Origin of the sequence: Pseudoalteromonas luteoviolacea S2607, from assembly GCF_001625575.1 — a bacterium.
Taxonomy (GTDB): Bacteria; Pseudomonadota; Gammaproteobacteria; order Enterobacterales; family Alteromonadaceae; genus Pseudoalteromonas; species Pseudoalteromonas luteoviolacea_E.
In genome coordinates this window covers 96,319-117,140 of record NZ_AUXV01000001.1, presented here as the reverse complement: position 1 = coordinate 117,140, position 20,822 = coordinate 96,319, and the positions used below count along the sequence as shown (strand labels likewise).

14 protein-coding genes are annotated in these 20,822 nt (G+C 43.5%); 5 read left to right on the top strand and 9 right to left on the bottom strand.

All coding sequences use genetic code 11. The annotated features are described in order from the left end of the window. Nucleotides 1-472: 472 nt before the first annotated feature. Nucleotides 473-2,356, top strand: coding sequence for a PKD domain-containing protein (locus N480_RS00575; protein ID WP_063370598.1), 1,884 nt, complete (start codon nucleotides 473-475; stop codon nucleotides 2,354-2,356). A gap of 148 nt (nucleotides 2,357-2,504) precedes the next feature. Here N480_RS00575 and N480_RS00570 read toward each other — a convergent pair whose 3' ends face one another. The 3 genes from N480_RS00570 to N480_RS00560 all read right to left on the bottom strand — a co-directional run bounded on the left by N480_RS00570 (nucleotide 2,505) and on the right by N480_RS00560 (nucleotide 5,434). Beyond that, a complete protein-coding gene (locus N480_RS00570) occupies nucleotides 2,505-2,705 on the bottom strand; it encodes a hypothetical protein (RefSeq protein WP_063370597.1) in 201 nt (66 codons plus the stop codon). Nucleotides 2,706-2,992: 287 nt separating this feature from the next. Continuing rightward, entirely contained in the window at nucleotides 2,993-4,969 is a 1,977-nt protein-coding gene (locus N480_RS00565) for a TonB-dependent receptor plug domain-containing protein (RefSeq protein WP_063370596.1), read from the bottom strand. Nucleotides 4,970-5,059: 90 nt separating this feature from the next. After that, entirely contained in the window at nucleotides 5,060-5,434 is a 375-nt protein-coding gene (locus N480_RS00560; RefSeq protein WP_063370595.1) for a hypothetical protein, read from the bottom strand. Nucleotides 5,435-5,600: 166 nt separating this feature from the next. On the opposite strand from N480_RS00560, the gene N480_RS00555 reads away from it, so the two are divergent. Together N480_RS00555 and N480_RS00550 are read left to right on the top strand one after the other, a co-directional pair. Then, nucleotides 5,601-6,023 (top strand): hypothetical protein, encoded by a 423-nt coding sequence (locus tag N480_RS00555; RefSeq protein WP_063370594.1) that lies wholly within the window; start codon nucleotides 5,601-5,603, stop codon nucleotides 6,021-6,023. A 130-nt stretch (nucleotides 6,024-6,153) separates the two neighbouring features. Further along, nucleotides 6,154-6,399, top strand: a complete 246-nt coding sequence (locus tag N480_RS00550) for a hypothetical protein (protein ID WP_063370593.1) — start codon at nucleotides 6,154-6,156, stop codon at nucleotides 6,397-6,399. Between the two features lie 309 nt (nucleotides 6,400-6,708). On the opposite strand, the gene N480_RS00545 is transcribed toward N480_RS00550, so the two are convergent. Further along, the gene (locus tag N480_RS00545; protein ID WP_063370592.1) at nucleotides 6,709-7,260 is read right to left on the bottom strand and encodes a hypothetical protein; all 552 of its coding nucleotides are present in this window, start codon (nucleotides 7,258-7,260) and stop codon (nucleotides 6,709-6,711) included. Nucleotides 7,261-7,721: 461 nt separating this feature from the next. On the opposite strand from N480_RS00545, the gene N480_RS00540 reads away from it, so the two are divergent. Further along, nucleotides 7,722-8,324 (top strand): class I SAM-dependent methyltransferase, encoded by a 603-nt coding sequence (locus N480_RS00540; protein WP_196761432.1) that lies wholly within the window; start codon nucleotides 7,722-7,724, stop codon nucleotides 8,322-8,324. Between the two features lie 33 nt (nucleotides 8,325-8,357). Here the strand turns inward: N480_RS00540 and N480_RS00535 are convergent, their stop codons facing one another. The 5 genes from N480_RS00535 to N480_RS00515 form a co-directional block, all read right to left on the bottom strand. After that, entirely contained in the window at nucleotides 8,358-8,960 is a 603-nt protein-coding gene (locus N480_RS00535; RefSeq protein ID WP_063370590.1) for a rhomboid family intramembrane serine protease, read from the bottom strand. A gap of 99 nt (nucleotides 8,961-9,059) precedes the next feature. Continuing rightward, nucleotides 9,060-9,419 carry a hypothetical protein gene (locus N480_RS00530; RefSeq protein WP_063370589.1) on the bottom strand — a complete coding sequence of 120 codons (360 nt, stop codon included), beginning with the start codon at nucleotides 9,417-9,419 and terminating at the stop codon, nucleotides 9,060-9,062. A 29-nt stretch (nucleotides 9,420-9,448) separates the two neighbouring features. Continuing rightward, nucleotides 9,449-10,414 carry an acyl-CoA desaturase gene (locus tag N480_RS00525; protein ID WP_063370588.1) on the bottom strand — a complete coding sequence of 322 codons (966 nt, stop codon included), beginning with the start codon at nucleotides 10,412-10,414 and terminating at the stop codon, nucleotides 9,449-9,451. 193 nt (nucleotides 10,415-10,607) lie between these two features. Then, the gene (locus tag N480_RS00520; RefSeq protein ID WP_063370587.1) at nucleotides 10,608-11,096 is read right to left on the bottom strand and encodes a hypothetical protein; all 489 of its coding nucleotides are present in this window, start codon (nucleotides 11,094-11,096) and stop codon (nucleotides 10,608-10,610) included. 94 nt (nucleotides 11,097-11,190) lie between these two features. Then, nucleotides 11,191-12,090, bottom strand: a complete 900-nt coding sequence (locus N480_RS00515; protein ID WP_063370586.1) for an NAD-dependent epimerase/dehydratase family protein — start codon at nucleotides 12,088-12,090, stop codon at nucleotides 11,191-11,193. A gap of 674 nt (nucleotides 12,091-12,764) precedes the next feature. On the opposite strand from N480_RS00515, the gene N480_RS00510 reads away from it, so the two are divergent. Further along, a complete protein-coding gene (locus tag N480_RS00510; protein WP_081231701.1) occupies nucleotides 12,765-20,789 on the top strand; it encodes an ExeM/NucH family extracellular endonuclease in 8,025 nt (2,674 codons plus the stop codon). Nucleotides 20,790-20,822: the final 33 nt, after the last annotated feature.

Sequence of the window (20,822 nt, the reverse complement as noted above, 5' to 3'; positions counted from 1 at the left end):
GGCTGTAGATTTCTCTGCTTGATAGGTTTATTAAACAGAATCTGGATCCGAACTACAGTTAGATTGTAAACCTTATTAGCAGTGGATACGGCATTGTAATTCCTTCAATACGTTAATTTTTATGAAGATAATAAGCCATGAGATTTGAAAGTGGCGTTACAGTACACGAGCATGGTATCGATATACATACGTTTTTTTGGAGAACAGTGTATTAAATAAACGAAGTTAAAGATGTTTGATTTTTATGCTTGGATGCAAACAAGGCGCTCATCTGATAATAAAGTAAAAACTACATGTAATAACAGAGGGTTTCCCTATTTGTGCGAATTGACGTGAGCAGTTGAATACTGTTTGAACTTAATCTACAAAGAATATTCGAAAAAATTATCTTGATATTAACTTTAATATAACATAAGTTTCAAGAGCTTTTTCATTTAAGGCACAATAATTACAAATAAAGGACATTCAACTTATGACATCATGTAAAGTAATCAAGTCCATGCTACCAGCATGTGCGCTGTTTTTGGCGACTAACTTACAAGCCAGCTCATTCGAAAATCAACAAAAGGAGATTGTAGCTGAGGCGGTGCCGTACCAAATGGCTTTGGGTTTAAACCATACTCTGAGTTCTACTTCTGGGCACTTTGAGCATACAATTCATCACCCTAATGCAAACTTTATCAAGGTTAATTTTGCTAAATTTGAGCTGCCAAAAGGCGCTTATTTACAAGTTAGTGATTTAGACGGGCGTGAAACATATCGCTATGATCATAATGACAGCGATGTCACTTCTGCTATGTCGATTTCTGCTGATGCTATCCAGCTGAAGCTGGTTGTACCAACCCCGACTCTTTGGCAGCCTCACCATGGTATAGAGATTGATAATTTCTTCGCCGGATACCCTGAATCAGAAATAGCGGCAAAAGCACACATGTTAGCTGCGGATTTAATTGAACCAAAATCAACCTGTGGCATTAATGAGCGTCGAGATGTGGCGTGTTGGGAGTCTACTCACCCAGTTGAATTTGAGCGCAGCCGTCCCGTGGCACGTTTATTGATTGGGGGGCGAAGCCTGTGTACAGCGTGGCGTGTCGGTTCGAGCAATCACATGTTTACGAACAATCACTGTTTTGACACCGCAGCTGAAGCCAAAAATGTCGAGGTTTGGTTCAACTATCAGCGTACTGCATGTGGCACAGGGCAGCCGAATGCAACGGTTAAAGTAAAAGGCGACCAACTTCTGGCTACCGACTACAGTCTTGACTACACATTATTCACGGTACAAGAGTTCGATAAGATTAAACGGTTTGGTCATTTTGGTCTTGATGTAACCTCGCAAACACTTGGACAAAGAATCTATATTCCACAACATGGCAGTGGCAACCCTAAAGAGTTGGCGATAGAAAGCGATCAAAATGACACGGGTTACTGTCAAATAGATCAGACTGTTACAGCAGGGCGAGGTAGCAATACAGATATGGGTTACAAATGTGACACCATTGGTGGCTCGTCGGGGTCGCCTGTCTTGTCCGCAGAGCACAACAATGTCATCGCATTGCATCATTATGGAAACAGCACGCAATGCACGACAAAACTTAATCGCGGTACGCGTATCGAGCTAATTTGGCCAAAAGTATCCTCACACTTTGGTGGCGTTGTGCCAGTGGGAGACAATGGCCATGTAGGTAATACCCCACCAACTGCTGACATTCAGGTTAACTGCAATCAACTAACTTGCACTTTCGATGCCAGTGGTTCAAGCGATGTAGATGGCAGTATTGCTAGCGTTGCATGGCAATTCGGTGATGGCAGTGTGGCGTCTCAAACGCGTGTAGATCACACATTCGCACAAGCAGGCACATACCAAGTGTCTTTGGTTGTGACTGACAACGAAGGTGCGACAGGTACAGTGACTAAGTCTGTTTCTGTGACTGATGGTACGAATCAAGCACCAGTGGCTGGTTTCACTCACAGTGCTAATAACTTAACGGTGTCATTCTCTGATACGTCAACAGATGATACTGGGGTTGTTGGTTACGCATGGCAATTTGGTGATGGCAGCACTAGTCAGTCGCAAAATCCTGTTCACACGTATGGTGCCGCTGGCACTTATAGCGTTTCGCTAACGGTCACTGATGGGGCTGGTAAGCAAGATACATTGACACGCACCGTTGAAGTTACCGCAGGCAGTGGCTGCAATGTCCCTGCATGGGATAGCGGCACAGTTTACCTAAAAGGTGATCAAGCGTCTCAAAACGGTAATGTGTATGAAGCTAAGTGGTGGACGAGAGGCCAATCGCCGGCTGACAACTCAACACAGTGGGCTGTGTGGAAGTGGGTAAAAGCTTGTAACTAATTCACTTCTTTTTAGACATCCTTCACTTTTTATTTGTTTGTATCGATTTAAAGTGAAGGTTTCTATACTTCAAGTCTCCAAGAAACTGAGCAAAGCGTAAATAAGTAGGAAAGGCCTACTTATTTACGTAATCGACTAGCACTTTATTTTAAAGCATGTCGGGTGTACCACCGATTCTTCGGCATATATCGGATGCGCGTTGTGCCGCTCGGTAGTCGTAAAATACATCTTCCCATAATAACTTGCCGTTTTTAAAGCAATACACATTGATAATATCATTAGCTTCAACGTGTGAGGGAGCTGCCGTTACTAAAAGTGTTGCGAGTGCAACGATTGTCGTTTTTATCATTTCTATGTCCTTTCCTTAGTTTTAAATAATTAAATGGTGTTGATAAGTTATCAACAGTATTATTGTTAACAGTTGTTTTACTACTTGTAAATAAACAAGTGTGGGAAGGCGAAGGTATTACATGCTTTTGTACCATAGATAAACGAAATAATAGGGCGCGAAGAGATAGACTAAATGATTAAACTTCTAGTCTGGGTAGATAACAAGGTTGCTTTATCGGTTTAGCAGAAATAGGGAGAGTCGAGGCTCTCCCCTAACAATCCGAAATCTAAGGTCTGTTCGACTTTTTAGCCGCCAAACTGAATTCTTACGCCAGCATTGACGGTAAACCCATCATTGCGAGACCAGATATCAGTGGTCCAACGGCCACTTGCTGCTTGAACCGGTAACACCAGTGAGTGCTCTTTGGTTTGACGGACATTTAATAAGTTTTCGGCATTTAAAAACCAACTGACGTTGCCAAGTGTAATTTGGCCTAGTAAACCGAGGTGCCAATACGGATCGCTGCTTTCGCGATAAGGATTATTCTCAAGGTGCTGAGTACCAGTGTAATAAGCTTCAAACCCAACAAGGTGACTACCGTGCTCCTCCCACATGATCACTGCACCTGCTGAGTGTCTTGGTGTTAGCGATAAAGGTGTGCGTGTGAGCCCATTTGAACTTGCTTTTGTTGCATCCGTATACAAGTAGCTGGCTGTAAATTTGATGTCATGCCAGCGGTAACGAAGTAGAAGCTCGGCACCGCGTATTTCGCTTTGGCCGGGTGCATTTACGATACGTACTTGCTTAGCTGAATTTATATTGTCTATCACTTCCAATTCAGTGACATTTTCAACATCAGAGGCAAATAATGTGACGCTGGTTTCAACGCTATCAAAGGTGTAGCTGATGTCTATAGAGGCTGTTGATGCTTTCTCTTCTTTGAGGTTATCCAGTGGTTCAAGGCGAGATAGACCGGTATCATCGATGTCCTCAATAAATGGAGTAGGTGCGTAAAAGCCTTGGCCATATGAGCCGCGAATCGTCCAGTTATTTGGGTTATAGAGCATTGAAATACGCGGGCTTATCTGCGTGCCATACTCGCTATGCCAATCAGTACGGGCACTGAGTGACAGCGATACATCGTCGGCCATTTCATAATCGAGTTGTGAAAATAAACCAGGCACATCATACGTATAATTAAAGCCAGAGTACTCATCAGAATCAAAAGAATCTGATTGATATGCCACACCAATTAGCCACGCAGTGGTGTCTGTATATCCAGACATGCTTGACTCAATTAGGTAGCTGTCATGGGCGTCATTTTCTAATATCGTACCATATTGGTGTTCGTGCTCTTGATGCATCGCCGAGCCGCGAACATTCAGGTTTAGAACCTCGCCTAGTGGCTTTTCAAAAATAAATCCGCTATCTAGTCTAACGGTATCTTGCGCTTGCACATAGGGGTTACCGTCGGGCATAACCGCACCTTCAGCAGTACCGCCTGTTCGTTGTTCCGTCATAGCTCCAAGGGTTACGTACAGGTTTTCGCCGTTTGTTCCTGACCAATACAAACGCGGACGCATGGTTGCTCGATTGTAAGCCGCCATGTCTATCCAGCCATCGTTATCAAGGTCTTGCTCTGCTTGATGGTGCCCTCCCGCTGTAATAGAACCACTCAACGCATCTGAGATTGGTGCTGCCACGTATGCTGTGATGTCTTGACCGCTTTTTGAAGTGGCATTCAATAACACCTCTCCTTCGAACTCATCATTCGGTGTGCGGGAAATCAGGTTGATAACGCCTCCAAGTGCTGAGCCGCCATAAAGCGAGGAGGCTGAACCTTTGATGATCTCCACATTAGCAAGATCGGTAGGAGGGATCTGCAACAAACCAATAGAGGCTGTTTGCCCACCATAAAGTGGCAGGCCGTCGCTCAGTAGCTGGGTATAACGGCCATACAGGCCTTGTAGCTTGATATTTGCACTACCAAGTGCAGGGGACGTATTTTGCACTCTGACACCGCCCGTTTCTGCCACCAACATAGAGATATTTCCCGGTCGCATAAGCGCTTTTTCTTGAACTTCTTCAGCATTAATCACTTCTGTACGGGTTGCTGATTCTGTCACGATTCTGCCTAATCTGGAGGCGGTGACTTGGATTTTTTCTATGTTACCGTTCTTTTCATGATCATCGTGATGATGATGTTCTTCATGGCCGGCGGCATACGTTGTACAGGGCAACAACATCATTGATATTGCCAATTTAGAATATTGGTTACGCATTTTTACCTCAAACATGCCAAAAATTGCTCGCAAGTTGTGCGAATTTACTTTTAAATTTTTAACGTGTACAAATTTTGGGCGTACTAACCCTTAAGAGGTAAAAATGGGGGGTCTAAAGAGCGGAGCTTGCACGCTATTTGGGCGCTGCGTTTCATCATTAAAAGTGGATTGGCCTTGTGCGACAACACTTGAAGTATTGCTCTGAGCACTCAAGTAGACAAAGGCAATGCATGCATTTGCAGGACATATACAGTCGGATTCACAGCAGTCAACTTCACAACAATCTTCGTCACTGGGTATATTCGTGGTATCAAGGCCCGCAGATGCTAGCTGTATTGATTGTGTTGTGTCTTGGACTTCGGTGTTATGTCCAGTCGCGCCCATGAAATTATACGCACTCACTTGCCCGACAAAGGCAATCAGCGTCGCAATAACAATGAAAAATTTTGTTAGTGGCTTAAGCATATAATTCTCATAGGATAAATCGCCACATAGTCTAAGGCATTTTAGTGTATGTGTGAATAGAGAAGACATTAACTTTATTGGTAATCTGGCGGTGACTGGAATTTAATATTTTCCTCGTGTATTTTAATCTGCCCTTGCTTTTAGAGTATTTGCTTCAAGGCTGTATATGCGCACGTTATTTTCTTTGCTCTTCATTTTGATATCAACACATTTGTCTGCCAATACGATTAGCGCTTTTACGTCTGATGGGTGCAGTGTTTTTCCTGATGGTACCCCCACACAAAAAGAGTTGTGGCTTTCATGTTGTACCGCACATGACTATGCATACTGGAAGGGGGGGACATACGATGACAGGCTAAATGCAGACCGTGAGCTTGAAAAATGTGTTGCCAACGTGGGTGAAGCTAAAATTGCAAAGCTCATGCTAGCAGGCGTAAGAGTTGGTGGCAGTCCGTATTTACCCACCTCATTTCGTTGGGGATATGGATGGCCTTACCCGAGGTTCTATGAACCATTGTCAACAACCGAATTAGCCCAAATCGCTCGCTTAGAAAAATTGGCAGAAGGTACTCCTGTATTGAGTAAGTAGGTACATCTAGCCAGTCTAAAAGCTTCATGTTGTGCAGAATTTTAATTTAATTATGTGGTCATTTTTTAAGGTAAAAATACGTGTTGAGGGACGATATTTAAAAATTTCCGAAGGTCTAAAGGTGCAAAACATGCTTTTATCGGATCTCACGGAGATAATGTACCATTGGGATTTAAGTATTGGCCTAGTACACTGCTTAGAAATTAAAGGCGCGAACACAACAATTGTGATTAATAATTTGCACAAGATAGAAGCAGAGCTTAATGAACTGTTTCAGTCCCTTAATGATTGCGCTTTGCCAAGCAACTTATTGGATACAATTGAAGAAAATTTAATGGGTGACACCGTTTTACTGTGGTCTAGAAATAGTCAATGAATACTGATGCTTAACTATTAGAATTCTCTGATACAACTTTGAGGTTTTTGCTCACTTTGATGTCTTTGCGCTGTTTTGAGTTAAACACAACTTTATGCGGCGCTTTGGCTTTGATGAATGACTAAGCCCCCCAATACACGCAACTCTATGAAGCTTACGCAATAATAAACTAGTTAGGACGTGTTTCAGAATAGAAACAGTGCATAGGTATGAAATGTATCATTAAGGGGCTAGCCACTTATTCGTGAAAGGGAAGGGTTTATCTTTTAACAAGCATATCGTTTAAATAAACACTTCCCTGATGTCATCTTATAGTGAAGTATAATTAATTACATACCCAGCCATGCGAGTGTAACCGTATGGCCCATTTATGGCTTCATCAGAAACTCTCGGTATTATGCAATTTAAATGGGCAGACACATCTTCTCCCCAAGTATTCTGGTATGAACTTTGATAGGCAGCTAAACGTGCTTCGTAATCTTCAGCGGGTCTCATTGTGAGTCTTGAGGCGCGTTCAAATGTGCCTGAAGTAGTCGATAGCCTCACACTAGGGTTTGCCATTCCTTTAATTTCTAAAGTACACGCAGCATTGGCACTGGGGTGTTTACTGGCCAAATTAAAATATGCATGCACGGATTCGATTTGTGTGTTTTGCTGTAAGTTAAGCGGGCAATATACATAGATATCTTGGGCTGTGGCATTCTCGATGCTTGACGATGAACGATGCCTATATTTCAATGTTTCCTCACCAGGGTTGACATACCTTTGTACACATTCCGTGGCATTATATGAGACCGAATTTGCGGCCAAATTGGCACTCATGCCCATTGAAAGACAAATTAATATCGCTTTAATTTTCATGATTTCCCTTTTTGTTTTATAAAAGCGATTTTAGTATATGTTGGATTAGCTAATTGATCTTTACTGTTATGTTTTTTATGAAGTTATTTATTTTAGTCAGCGCTGCTAGATAACCGGAAGTCGAGGGGAGTAAAATACTATCATGGTATGTAATTTTATGAGTGAACCTGAAGCTTTCCATCCTATTGAACTTCTCAGTGACATGATTTTTTTCGGTTTGTAGTATGCGTGTACTCTGGTTATGAAAAACACTCTGCCCCAGACTTGCAGCAAAATCGGGCAAGCGTTTTTCAATGCATGGTAGCTATTTAGGTTGGATGTGAGTTGAAGGGTAATTCGAAGATGGTAGGTCTGAGTTTAGCGCCGTCATGAGACAAGAATGATGGAGTGACGGAATATTGCTCCCCCTGTTTGCAGGGGGCTAAATCAAAACGATAAAGAAAACGAGAGGAGAAATAGAGTTGGTTTTAGGGACTCAAGGGTATGAAAAAGTGATTGATGCGTTTGTAACCGCCAGTGTAAATCTGAAGTTTGAGGACATTAATCAGGATTTTTTAAAGTTTTTACCACCACAGCCTGCACGAGTTTTAGACGCAGGATGCGGAGTCGGCCAAAATGCAGCAGCGCTTAGCAGGCTTGGCTACGAAGTTGTGGCGATAGAGCCTTTTGCACCATTCCTTGAGGAGGCTGTTGCAAGCTACCAAACGTTGGATATTCTGTGGTTAAACGACAGCTTGCCAGCGCTACAGAAAGTCTCAATTGATGAGGGTGAATTTAATTTTGTGCTCTTGGATGGTGTTTGGCATCACTTGAGTTATGAAGAGCGTCGAAGGTGTATAAAGCGACTTTCATCTTTAATGGCGCACAATGCAGTATGCGCTATTTCACTCAGACACGGTCCCGCTGGTGGAGGAACTCATGTGTTCCCAACAAGTGCAAAAGAGCTTGTTGAATATGCTAAAGAATTTGGCTTTGAAGTTATTCTTCAGCTCGAAAATCAACCAAGTAAACTGCCGAATAAGCAACAGGTTACTTGGTCGAGAGTGGCACTAAAAAAAGTGTAGTACTACTTGCACATAGATCTAAAAACCCACGAGCTAACCCTTTAATTTGGGTCGCCATGTGTACCAAGCTGCAATTATGACTCCGATTGTAAAGCTTAAAATATGAGTTGGCTTTGGGTAGCCTGCTGTTTTTAAATCGAGGTATAAAGCGGGCAATATCGCAAATAATATTGCGATGATAAGAGAGTACTGGCTTCTTCTTTGTGTTGCGAAAAATAAGAGACCAAACCCAGCAAAAGCCAAGGCGGCTTGCGAAGCACCTGTGCCAGTATTCCATGGCGCAGCGCCTAGCGCGGTGGTGAAGGCCGTGCCTACACCACCGCCGATTAGCCAGACAGCGAACATGTATTTATGGCCTATGTATCGCTCTAAAATAACCCCAATTAATAGAATTGACAGTACGTTATACAGCATATGTTTTTGATGAACATGAACAAGCTGCGCTGCTAAAAATCGCCAAAGCTCCATGTCTTTAATGCTTTGTAAGGTAATGCCACCATAGTCAGCGAGATAGATAATTCGGGACTTACCAAAAAAGGAACCTGAAACTTGAAGTGCGACGAACAATGACACACACAGTGTGAGTATGCATATTGCGAATGTAAAATAAGGTTTGTATGTGCTCGTAGATTCCATCCTTTGACTCAGGCTCCTCACTGTTTCTTGTGCAGTACTGCTCAAATAGCTTATAGGTTTATTGAGCGTTATTTATATCTCAGTAATATTTCCTGTTGGTTATCGGTAAAGCGAAACATTGATGCTTGGGTTCACCATTACTCGAACGCCGTAAGGTATCGTGGTTTGGCCGTCGTAACGATGACTAAAACAGTTTGCAGGCGCAAATTGAAGGTACTCACCAGTATTATCTTTCTTTCTCAAAATGCCACTACAATTCACTAGCGACATCGAAAACAGGCTCATATTATTTGCACTATTTATGAGTTCGAAGCTAATGTCTCCATCATACTGATAAATATGAATCGTCAGTTTAATACCGTCTTTTTCGACCTCATATCTGTGCCATATACCATCACAGTCAACTTGTGGAATAACTTCCAAGACCGTTAATACATCGGTTTCATCCCAAACCAGCATGTTTTCTCCTCTTATATTTCATGCGTCGCCTATTTAATTTTTTTAAGTTTATTCGCAATTTCGCATTCTTCCGGCTTCCGTTTTTCTCTGTTTTCTAGGTTATGTGCTTCGGTTATTAATTCTTTTCGTTCTGGTAGGTTTTCTGGTAGTACAATATTTTTAACTAATCCAAGGTTATGTAAGGCATTAAGTACACTCCATCCGGGATCAGGCTCATTTTTGTATAGTCCCAGCATGGCAGAACCTGGAAACGCGTGATGATTGTTATGCCAAGCTTCCCCCATTGATAACAACCCTGCAATTCGAATATTATGTCCCTGAACTGCAGCTCCTTCGACTGCCCATGTCCGTTCGCCTTGGTTATGTGCAAAATATCCAACTAGCCAATGACCACCAACTGACACAACGACGCGGACACAAAGCCCCCATGCGACCCAGCTAATACCGCCTACTAAGTAAAGCGGGAGTGCAGGCAATATTGCGTGCAAGAGCCAAGTGGATTCAATAAATCTGTAAAATCGACTTTGTGAGATGCGGCTTTCAACTTTGTAGTTAGGAGGATATTGCAGCTTTAAGTCGCAATTCAATTGCCACCAGCCATCTTTCAAAATGTGTGAACCGTGGCGTAAAAAGCTGTGACACTTGGGTTGCTGCTGCGCCCAATCACGAAGATCATGTCGTTTTAACATACCGACAGGTCCAGCCATACCTACCAGCACACCTAAGTAGACAAAAGTATATTCCATCCACAGTGGACATTCGTACGAGCGATGAATTAATAGGCGGTGCATGCCTAAAGAGTGCCCAAAGCAGAGCGTGATAAATGAAAGCAGTAAAAAGACAATAAAGCTAGACAAAGATAGATAAAACGGGGCTACAAACAACGCAATGAATAAGTTTGTCATAAACCACATGGATTTATAGGGGCTCCAAGCGACGTTTCCTTGGAATGCACTGTCAGGGTGGGATGCTGTCACTCTTTTTGTATTTTTCATATTGTTCCTTCAAATACCTATGAGTACAAGTCAAACTAATCGAATAGTTATATCTGCCTGCGGATTTGTACATAGTATTTATATATTGCAGTTAATTTATACCTTGTTCAAGTGGGCGTAAGCAATAGGGTTCTATGAATTACTTCTATACGTATTTATATTATAAGAAAGTTTATTTTATGGTTATAGGTTATTACTTCAACGTTGAAATATAAATCACATCGTTTTTATCACCAAAGTGCCAGCTGGCATTCTCATAGCGCAAATAACCAATATCTGCTTGTGCTAAGATTTGCCAAGTTTTGAGGAGTGCTAGAAATGGGCCTAGCTCGAATTGACTCCTGTCAATGTCTTGCGCAAAAAAGGAGATTTCGACATCAATACTCCCATTTTCCTCTATATATAAAAACACTTGTATATGTTTGATTAGAGTAGACGTATCTTGGCATATTATCTGAACATATTGAGATGGGCGCAATGTTGTTAGGCGCGAATTACAAGAGGAGAAATCTGAAAATTCACCTAAATCACCATAGCATGATAGGGTGTTATAGCGTTCTTGAAACCACGTAATGAGCGCAACAATATGCTCCGATTTCTTCGCTTTAAAGTTAAAATCTCTACAGCTACCATCTTGGTAGAATAAATCTCTCGTAATACCATCGATACTATTTGATATCATGTATCTACACCAATCACATATTGTAATATGCGCACTTATGTTTAATTTATGACTATATTAAAAGCACTTGTGTTAACCGTAAATACAACGGTGGCTAATTGCTAGGTTGTTTTTTTGGGGTTTTTAATACAGGGAGTACTTCTGCAAAGTCGTTATCGAGCAATGTCAGGACATGCTCAAAGCCATATTTCGGGTTCCATTCCAACTGGGTTTGTGCCAAAGACGAATCATAAACTCTATCTAAGCGTTTTGGTAATACCCAATCTCTCGCTTGAAATGCCGCTGCGATTTTTGGGCACTGCTGTGCTAATAGTTTGTCAGCGCAGTGAAATAGCTCTGACGTATCTGAACGACTAAATGGCGTCTTACCCGAAATTATAAAACGATTGAACCCTGCAAGGCACTTTTTAATCGCACACATGTGAGCGAGTGCCACATCTCTGGCATCAATACCTCGCGTTAAGCGATATACCGCCATTAAATCAGCTGGTTCTGGAAAACACCTCGACATTTGTAGGACTGTAACAGGCAAGCCGTGTTTTTTCGCAATGGCTTCTAACTCGTACTCTGCACGTATTTTACTTTTATGATAAATAGATTTTGGCTGCGGGGCTGTTTGCTCGTTTATCCAACCTGCTGTGCCTTCAGGAGTCGAGGCGTAACCATACAAAGCCGTGGTGCTGGTGAACACAAGTTGTTTTATGCCTGCTGCAATACCTTGTAAAGCGAGCTGGTGTGTCGCGTCGACATTGATTTCTTGAAAAGACTGTTCGCTCTTTAGACCAACGTGAGGAGCGTGTAAGGCTGCGGTATGGATTACGACATCTACCCCGTCTAGGGCATCGCGTACAAGCGTACGATCGCGAATATCTCCGACAAAGTCTGCCGTTGAGCAAGGCGTGAGATCCAATCCGACAACCTCATAGTTTTGCATGAGCTTGATATAAATCGCGCGTCCTACTCTACCTGCGGAGCCTGTTACCAATACCTTCATCTGTTAAGCCTTTTTACCCATTGAACCGCCTGACACATGGGAACTCATTCAGTCTAGATTGTCGCATATTAATGATATTAAACCATAAGCCAAGCGTTTTATTGCCAAGTCGTTTGGCAATAATTATTTAGGTTTTAGCGTATTTAAGCACTGAAAAGGATAAAGCGGACGGTGTTAATCAGATATTTAATTACAGCCGTTGCGGTCGTATTGCATGGTTTTTGTTCAGATTTATGAAGTAATTAAAGATGTCTATAGAGTAAAAAATAAACAGTTTGTAAATAATTGTGAAAATTAGAACGTTCTATTGTGTTTATTTTGTGTTTCAAATGTTTTCATCATGTTTTATTTATGTTTTTTATCGCTTGAGTAGGTTTGTAGTTCTCTACGGTTAATCAATTGATATGTAACTTTATCATCTTATTAGTATAAATTAATCAGCTACTTACACGCGGACATATGTCCCCTTTATGGTACTTTTATTCGATCTAGTGTTAAATTAACCTCGTTTCAATTGTTGCCATTTGATGTCTTATCTTTAATTCATTTTTAATAAAAAGTTCATAATAGAGTATTATATTCGCCTCCCATTTTACTTTGGGAATATTTGTACCCTAAATAAAACCAATTTAACTCAAAATGATAAAACAGAGTAATAAACACACGGGAAAAATATGAACTCTAATAATAAGCATCGCACTAAACTGCGATACTTGAGGCGCTGTATAGCCATGGGGCTGTGCTCAAGTATCGTTGCAGGTCAAGCCAGTGCGAATGTTATCTTCACTGAGTACATTGAAGGTAGCAGCAATAATAAAGCGTTAGAAATAACCAACTTTGGTAGCAACAGCATCGATCTAAGCACGGTTAGCATTGCATTAACCGCGAATGGCAAAAAGCTTGATGACGTGACGCCTTTGACTTTGTCAGGGACGCTGGCCGCGGGTGGAAGTTATGTACTGTACAACAATGGTGCAAGCGATGAGCTAAAAGCGCTCGGCGACGTTGCGAGTACTGCAACATACTTTAATGGGGATGATGCACTAACCCTGTTAGTCAACGGCGTAATTGTTGACAGTATTGGCCAAGTGGGTACAGATCCTGGCAGCAGCTGGGGTTCGGGCGATACAAGTACAAAAGACAAAACGCTACGCCGCAAGATTGGCATTGAAAATGGCGATACCGTTATTGATGACGCCTTTGACCCTGCGAACGAGTGGGTTGGCTTTGCAAAGAACACCTTTGACGGCCTAGGTTGTTCCGGTGTCGCTGCATGTGGTGGCAGTGGTAATATTCCATCAGAAATAAGTGGTACACCAAAAGGCATAGTGAATGCCACTGATAACTACGTATTTACTCCAACTGTAACCAACTTAGATAATGACACGCTGGTGTTTGCCATCGAGAATAAGCCGAGCTGGGCAAGCTTTGATACGACCACAGGCAAATTATCAGGTACGCCAACGGCGTCTGATATCGGTACATACGACAACATTGTTATCACAGTGAATGATGGCACTGTGACCAATGCGCTCAACGGGTTCTCAATCTTAGTAAGAGCAGCAGGTACCAATGATGCGCCTGTGATATCTGGCTCGCCAAGCACTTCAGTGCAGGCCACTAGAAATTATGCCTTTACACCCGTTGTCATCGATCTTGAAAACGACGATTTGGTATTTTCAATTACGAACAAGCCAAGCTGGGCGGCTTTTGATACGGCAACGGGCAAGCTTTCGGGCGCACCAGCTGAGTCAGATGTAGGCAGCAATGACAACATCGTCATTTCAGTGTCTGATGGTGTTAATGCACCTGCGAGCCTACCGGCATTTTCGATTACCGTAACAGACAAGCCGGGTAGTAACTATGATTACAATACTTACTATGCCTCGGCGATTGGCAAAGTGGGTACTGAGCTAGAAAATGCATTGTCGCAGATTGCGAGGCAAGGTCAGCAAAGAATGACGTACTCGCAAGTGTGGGATGCCTTAAAATATACCGACGAAGATCCTAATAATCCAAGCAATGTATTGCTGTTTTACACAGGTAGAAGTCAGGACAAAAACACCAATGGTGGTGGCACAACGGATTGGAACCGCGAGCATAGCTGGCCAAAATCCCATGGCTTTCCGAGCGAAGGTCAATATGGTTATACCGATATTCACCATTTGAGACCAACCGATGTAAAGGTTAACTCAACACGTAGTAGCAAAGACTATGATGACGGTGGTAACCCAGTTGATAACGCCCCTGGTAACTTTACTGACAGTGACTCATTTGAACCAAGAGATGCAGTAAAAGGTGATACCGCCCGTATGATGTTCTACATGGCCGTGCGCTATGATGGCACAGACGGTGGCATGCCAGATCTTGAACTTGTGAACAATATCAGCGCAAGTAGTTCACCAACTTTAGGTGTACTGTGTAATCTCATGGATTGGCATCGTGAAGATACGATTGATCAGTTAGAGCTTGATAGACACCAACGCATCGTTGAACAACAAGGTAACCGTAACCCATTTGTTGATAACCCAGAGTTTGCAGAAATTTTATTCGGTGATACCTGCCCTAAATTAGGCGATGTAGCACCAGTCATTGGCGGTAAACCTGAACTTACCGTTGGCGCTGGTAGAGTATATAGCTTTACACCAACTGCGTCAGATCAGAATAAAGATGACTTAACTTTCTCTATCGTGAATAAGCCATCATGGGCGACTTTTGATACACAATCAGGTCGTTTATCTGGAACGCCTGCGGTTGCCGATATTGCGGTTTATGAGAATATTCAGATCTCCGTGACTGATGGGAAATCGACGGTGTCGTTACCGAGCTTCAACATTGAAGTCGTTGACCCAAGCACGATTAAAAACCCACCAACTATATCAGGTAAACCAAATACCAGTGCCGTTGTTGATGTTGCTTATAGCTTTAAGCCGCAAGCGAATGATGTAGACAATGACACGCTCACGTTCTCAATCACCAACAAACCGACTTGGGCAACATTCAATACGCAAAACGGTGAATTGTCTGGTACGCCTTCTAGTAAAGACATCGGTATCACAAGCAATATTGTGATCGGTGTGACAGATGGCAACACCGATGTTGTGAACTTGCCTGAGTTTTCTATTCAGGTGAGTGAAAAGGTTGAAGCGAGCAAAGTTATCTTCACTGAGTATATTGAGGGAAGTAGCAGCAACAAAGCCGTTGAAATTACCAACTTTACCGGCGCAACTCTAGACCTTAGCCGCGTGACAATTACACTTGCAGACAACGGCAAGCCGCTAACGACTGAAGGGTTAAGAACGCAAACGTTGTCTGGTGAGCTAAAGCACGGCGAAACGCACGTTATTGCTAATAGCAGCGCAAACGACGAAATTAAAAGCCGCCAAGACAGCACCAGTACCATTACTTACTTCAATGGTGACGATGCACTGGTTCTAATGGTCGATGGTCAAGTTGCAGATGTATTTGGTCAAGTCGGCACCGATCCTGGCAGCGCTTGGGGCAGTGGCGATACATCAACTAAAGACAAAACCCTACGCCGCAAAGACGGGATCACTTCGGGTGACACAGTATTAGACGATGCCTTTGACCCAAGTGTTGAATGGGAAGGTTTCGCAAAAAATACAGCCGATGGTTTGGGTTGTAGTGGTGTTTCAGCCTGTGGTACGGACGGGGGGTCAACACCACCTCAAGTACAAATTGGTGCATGTAGCGATCCTGCGACCTTAATTAGCGCTATTCAAGGTAATGGAAAGTCTAGCCCACTTGTTGACCAGTCTGTGGTGATTGAAGGTGTGGTTGTTGCGTCTTTCCAAAATGCAGGTCAACACGGTGGTTTCTTCATCCAAGAAGAAGATCAACATGCAGATCGCGATAGCAAAACATCAGAAGGTATTTTTGTCGCAGACACAAACACCAAAGTGAAGGTGGGAGAGCAGGTACGAGTGTTGGGTAAAGTGGTCGAAAAGTACGACCTTACTCAAATCAGCACGGTAACAGATACAATCTCGTGTGCAACTGATGTGCTCACTCAAGTAACACCAACTGAGGTGAACTTACCTTTTGCAAAAGACTTCGACCAAGAGTCTTTAGAAGGTATGTGGATTTCTATGCCGCAAAAGCTGCATGTCACACTTAGCCACAACTTTACGAAATATGGTGAGATTTACTTGTCTCAAGGCATGAGAATGCAGCCAACCAACAAGTTCCGTAAAGATGACCCGCGCAGACTAGAGCTAGCAGAGCTTAACGCGAGAAACGTTTTGCTTGTTGACGACAATTCGACACAAAGTAATCCTGAAGAGATCAGTTACTACCCAGATTTCAGTGCTGATAAGCCACTTCGCTCTGGTGCACAAGCGTCTAATATGTCGGGTGTGATTCACTACACATACGGTAACTACAAGCTAATACCGACAAGTGTACCGAGTTTCGAGCAGTCTAACCCGCGCCGCACTAAGCCTACTGAGCGTAAGTCTGAGCAACATATTCGTGTTGCGAGCTTTAACGTACTGAACTACTTTGTTGACTTTAACGGTCGTGGTGCAAACAACGAGAAAGAGTTTAACCGCCAACGTAGCAAGGTGATCCGTGCAATATTGGCATCAGATTCAGACGTTGTTGGTTTGATGGAAATCGAAAACAATGGTTACGGTGATAACAGTGCGATCAAGAACCTGATTGATGGTTTAAATGAGCGCGATGATGTCAACGATTGGGCGTTTATCGATCCTAAACTCGATCAAGTTGGTACTGATTCAGTGACGGTTGGCATTATTTATCGTGCAAACCGAGTAGCGCCACAGGGCACAGCACAAGTGATCACAGATGCTCCTTTTGACGAGGCAACCCGTGCGCATAGACCGCCAATGCTGCAGTCATTCAAACCAATTAACGGCGGAAAAGAAGTTCGCGTTGTTGTTAATCACTTCCGCTCTAAAGGTGGTTCATGTGGTGCGGATATGGATGATGCAGTCGAGGGCGCTTGTAATGGTCAGCGCGTATTGGCAGCAAAAACCGTGATCGCAGCGCTTACCAAAGCCAACGGTGAAGCGACAACCAATACTGTTATTCAAAGTGCAGATGCACCTGTGTATGCCATTTTAGGTGACTTTAATGCATATGCTTATGAAGCGCCAATGCTTGAATTCTACAATGCCGGTTTTGCTAATCTGAGCATTGAAAAAGAAGCAGGTGACAACTACTCATACTACTACAGTGGTGTGGCGGGTAGCTTAGATCACATGCTAACAGCCAGCACGTCTGTAGATAGCGTTGTACAAACGATGCATTGGCATATTAATGCGGATGAAGCAGCCGGTTTGGACTACAACACCGAAGGTAAGTCTGAAGATCAGCAATCTAAGTGGTTCTCGGAGTCTCCTTATCGTTCGTCAGATCATGATCCTGTGATCACCGACTTCGATCTCGAAGCGGTTGTGATCCCTGATAACCAAGCGCCTGTTGCAAACGACGATACAGCGGATGCGGTTCAAGGTGATACGGTTACCATCGATGTGCTCGCCAATGATACGGACGCAGATGCGAACGCGCTTACAATCACCGCCGCTACACTCGTTTCAGGTTCTGGTGAGGTGCGTTTCTCGGATGCGCAAGTAAGCTATGTACCAAGCGCCGATTTTGTTGGTGAAGCATTAATTAGTTATACCATCGCAGATGGTAACGGCGGTACGGCGAGTGCCAACATTGTTGTTAATGTTATTGCCAAGAATAAAGCGCCAGTGGCTGTTAATGATACTGCGAGCGTACTTGAAGATCAGGTCGTGACGATTGCTGTATTGGGTAACGATAGTGACGAAAATGTTGCAACCTTAAAAGTAAGCTCTGCGACACTCACATCGGGCAGTGGCCAAGTAGAGTTCTCTGGTTCTGAGGTAACTTATACACCAGCGGCAAACTTCAATGGCGCTGCACAAATCTCTTATGTAATTCGTGATGAAGAAGGCCTCACAGACAGTGCACACATTGCGGTGACGGTTGCGCCACAAAATGATGCCCCGACAGTGGTTAATGACTCGGTTGTGGTTTCAGCAAAAGCACTTGCTGAAATTGATGTACTAGCAAATGACTCGGATATTGATGGTGATGCACTTAGGATCACAACAGCATCTGCGGATATTGGTAATGTGGTCATTGATGGCAATGTACTGCTGTATAATGCACCGGCCCTAAATTCGGGTAGTGCCACTATCAGCTACGCAATCAGTGATGGCAGCGCGACATCTGAGGGCACAGTAAGTGTTCAAATTAGCACCGCAAACCTTGCGCCAGTGGCGGCAGATGACTTTGTGCAACTAGATGCAAACCAATCAACAGTTACTGTTGCAGTGTTAAATAATGACAGAGACCCTGATGGTGACAAGTTGTCACTCGTGGCAGTAAATGCAGATGCCGGTAATGCAGTCATTGCAGACAACCAAATCGTGTTTAGCACCAACGACACATTCAACGGTGTAGCGCAAGTACGTTATGCTATCTCGGATGGGTTTGGTGGTCGTGCAGAAGCTGTGTTAGAAATCCGTCAAGATCAACCTTCTGCACCTGTGATCACAGTGCCTGCTGACTTAACAGTCAATGCAACTGGACAGCTGACAAAAGTAGAATTGGGTGTCGCCACGGCAGTTGATGGCAATGGTGAGCCAGTGGCTGTTGAGCTTGTAGGCAGTAACTTCTTACCTTCAGGTGAGAACAAAGTTTACTGGCAGGCTTGTGATACTGAAGACGTTTGTGCAAAGGCCGTACAATTAGTCAATGTGCGTCCAATGGTGAGTATGCCAGCGCCTAGTCAGATTATTGTCGAAGGACAAACTGCAACAGTCCCTGTTGTGTTAAGTGGTGAGCACTTCGAATACCCAGTGATTATTGACTTTGCTGTTTCAGGCACTGCAAGTGAAGATGATTACACAATGGCTGCTGGCAAATTGACAATCGAGTCAGGCACGCGCGGTGAAATCACGGTTGAGACATTGCTAGATGAAGTGAATGATTCAGACGAAACATTGGTAATTTCGTTGGATACCACAGGCTTAAATGCAAGTGTTGAACAGCACCACCAGATTACAATCGTTGAATCTAATATTGCGCCAGAGCTAACTCTAAATGCAAAGCAGCAAGGTGAAGCTCGCTCAATCATGGTTACTGAGCAGGGCCTTATTACGATCACTGCCGAAGTACTAGACCAAAATAGCGCGGACACACACATTATTGAGTGGACTGCACAAGATGGTTTGACTAACGAAAGCAACGATTCAACGGTATTTAGCATCAATGCTGCAGAACTGTCTGTTGGTGTTTACCAAATAAGTGCGAAAGCCATAGATAACGAAGGGTTGTTTGATACGCAAAGCGTGGTATTTAAGGTCGTTTCAGAGCAACCTACGTTAGATGAAAACGCAGACTCAGATGGTGACTTGCTGAATGATGCAATGGAAGGTTTTGGTGATGACGATGCTGATGGTATTCCTAATTACCTAGACCCAATTGACGTACAGTGTAATGTCTTGCCTTCAAGTGGTAACAACTGGGGATCAAGCCTGATTGAAGTCGAAGCGGGTGTGTGTATGTCTCTAGGTGGCCTAGGGCTTAGCAGCGATAACAACGCGGCATCGCTCAGTGCTGAAGAAGCAGTAAATACTGGCTTGGTTAATGCCGATGAAGGTGTAGAAAACCGCGGTGGTATTTTCGACTTCGTCGTCAACATGCCAAGTGGTACAGATAGCGTTAAAGTTGTATTGCCACAACAAGCTGTGGTACCAGCAAATGCCCAATATCGTAAGTATTTACCAAACCAAGGTTGGGTGACATTCTCTGCGCAAAATGGCAATGCGATTCACTCTGCCATGGGTCAAGAAGGTTATTGCCCAAGCATTAATGATGCGAGTTGGCAAGAAGGCCTAATTGAAGGTGCTTGGTGTGTGAGACTAACCTTAGTCGATGGTGGTGAGTACGACGCTGATGGCGTTAAAAATGGCAAAATCGTCGATCCAGGCGGCGTAGGTGTGACGCGTAGTGACAACAAAGCGCCAGTTGCAATGGATGATACGCAAGAGGTTGTTCGCAACGAGTCAGTAGTGATAGATGTGCTTACCAATGACGCTGATGCTGACGGTGACACACTGTATGTGATCAATGCGGTAGCTGAGCGCGGAACAGTTACCATTAACAATGATTCAAGCTTGCAGTATCAAAGTGCGCTTGATTATGTTGGTGCTGATACGATTCAGTATACAGTGAGCGATGGTAAAGGTGCGACAAGCACAGCATTGGTTAGTGTAAACATCGTTGCCAAAGCACAGGTGCAAAACCAAGCGCCAATCGTGGTTGATGAAACCGCAGAGATGTACAATGACCAAACTATCACTGTAGACGTGATTAGCAATGACGCTGATCCTGAAGGAGGTAAGTTGACACTTATTAGTGCGACTGCTGAGTCAGGTGAAGTGACATTCACCGATAGTTCAATCACATTCAAGCCTGCTGCAAACAGCGAAGGCAAAGTGGCGATTAACTATGTCATCGTTGATGAGCACAATGCCCAAGCGTCAGGCACACTATCTGTAACAGTGAATTTTCGCCCTAGCGGTAGCTCTGAGCCAGAAAAAGTAGAGATCTCGAGTGGTTCTATGCCTGTACTAATGCTACTGCTTGTTATCCCTGGGTTGTTACGTCGCAGAAGATAATAATATTTCGGTAGATTTATAAGCCCCTGTCGC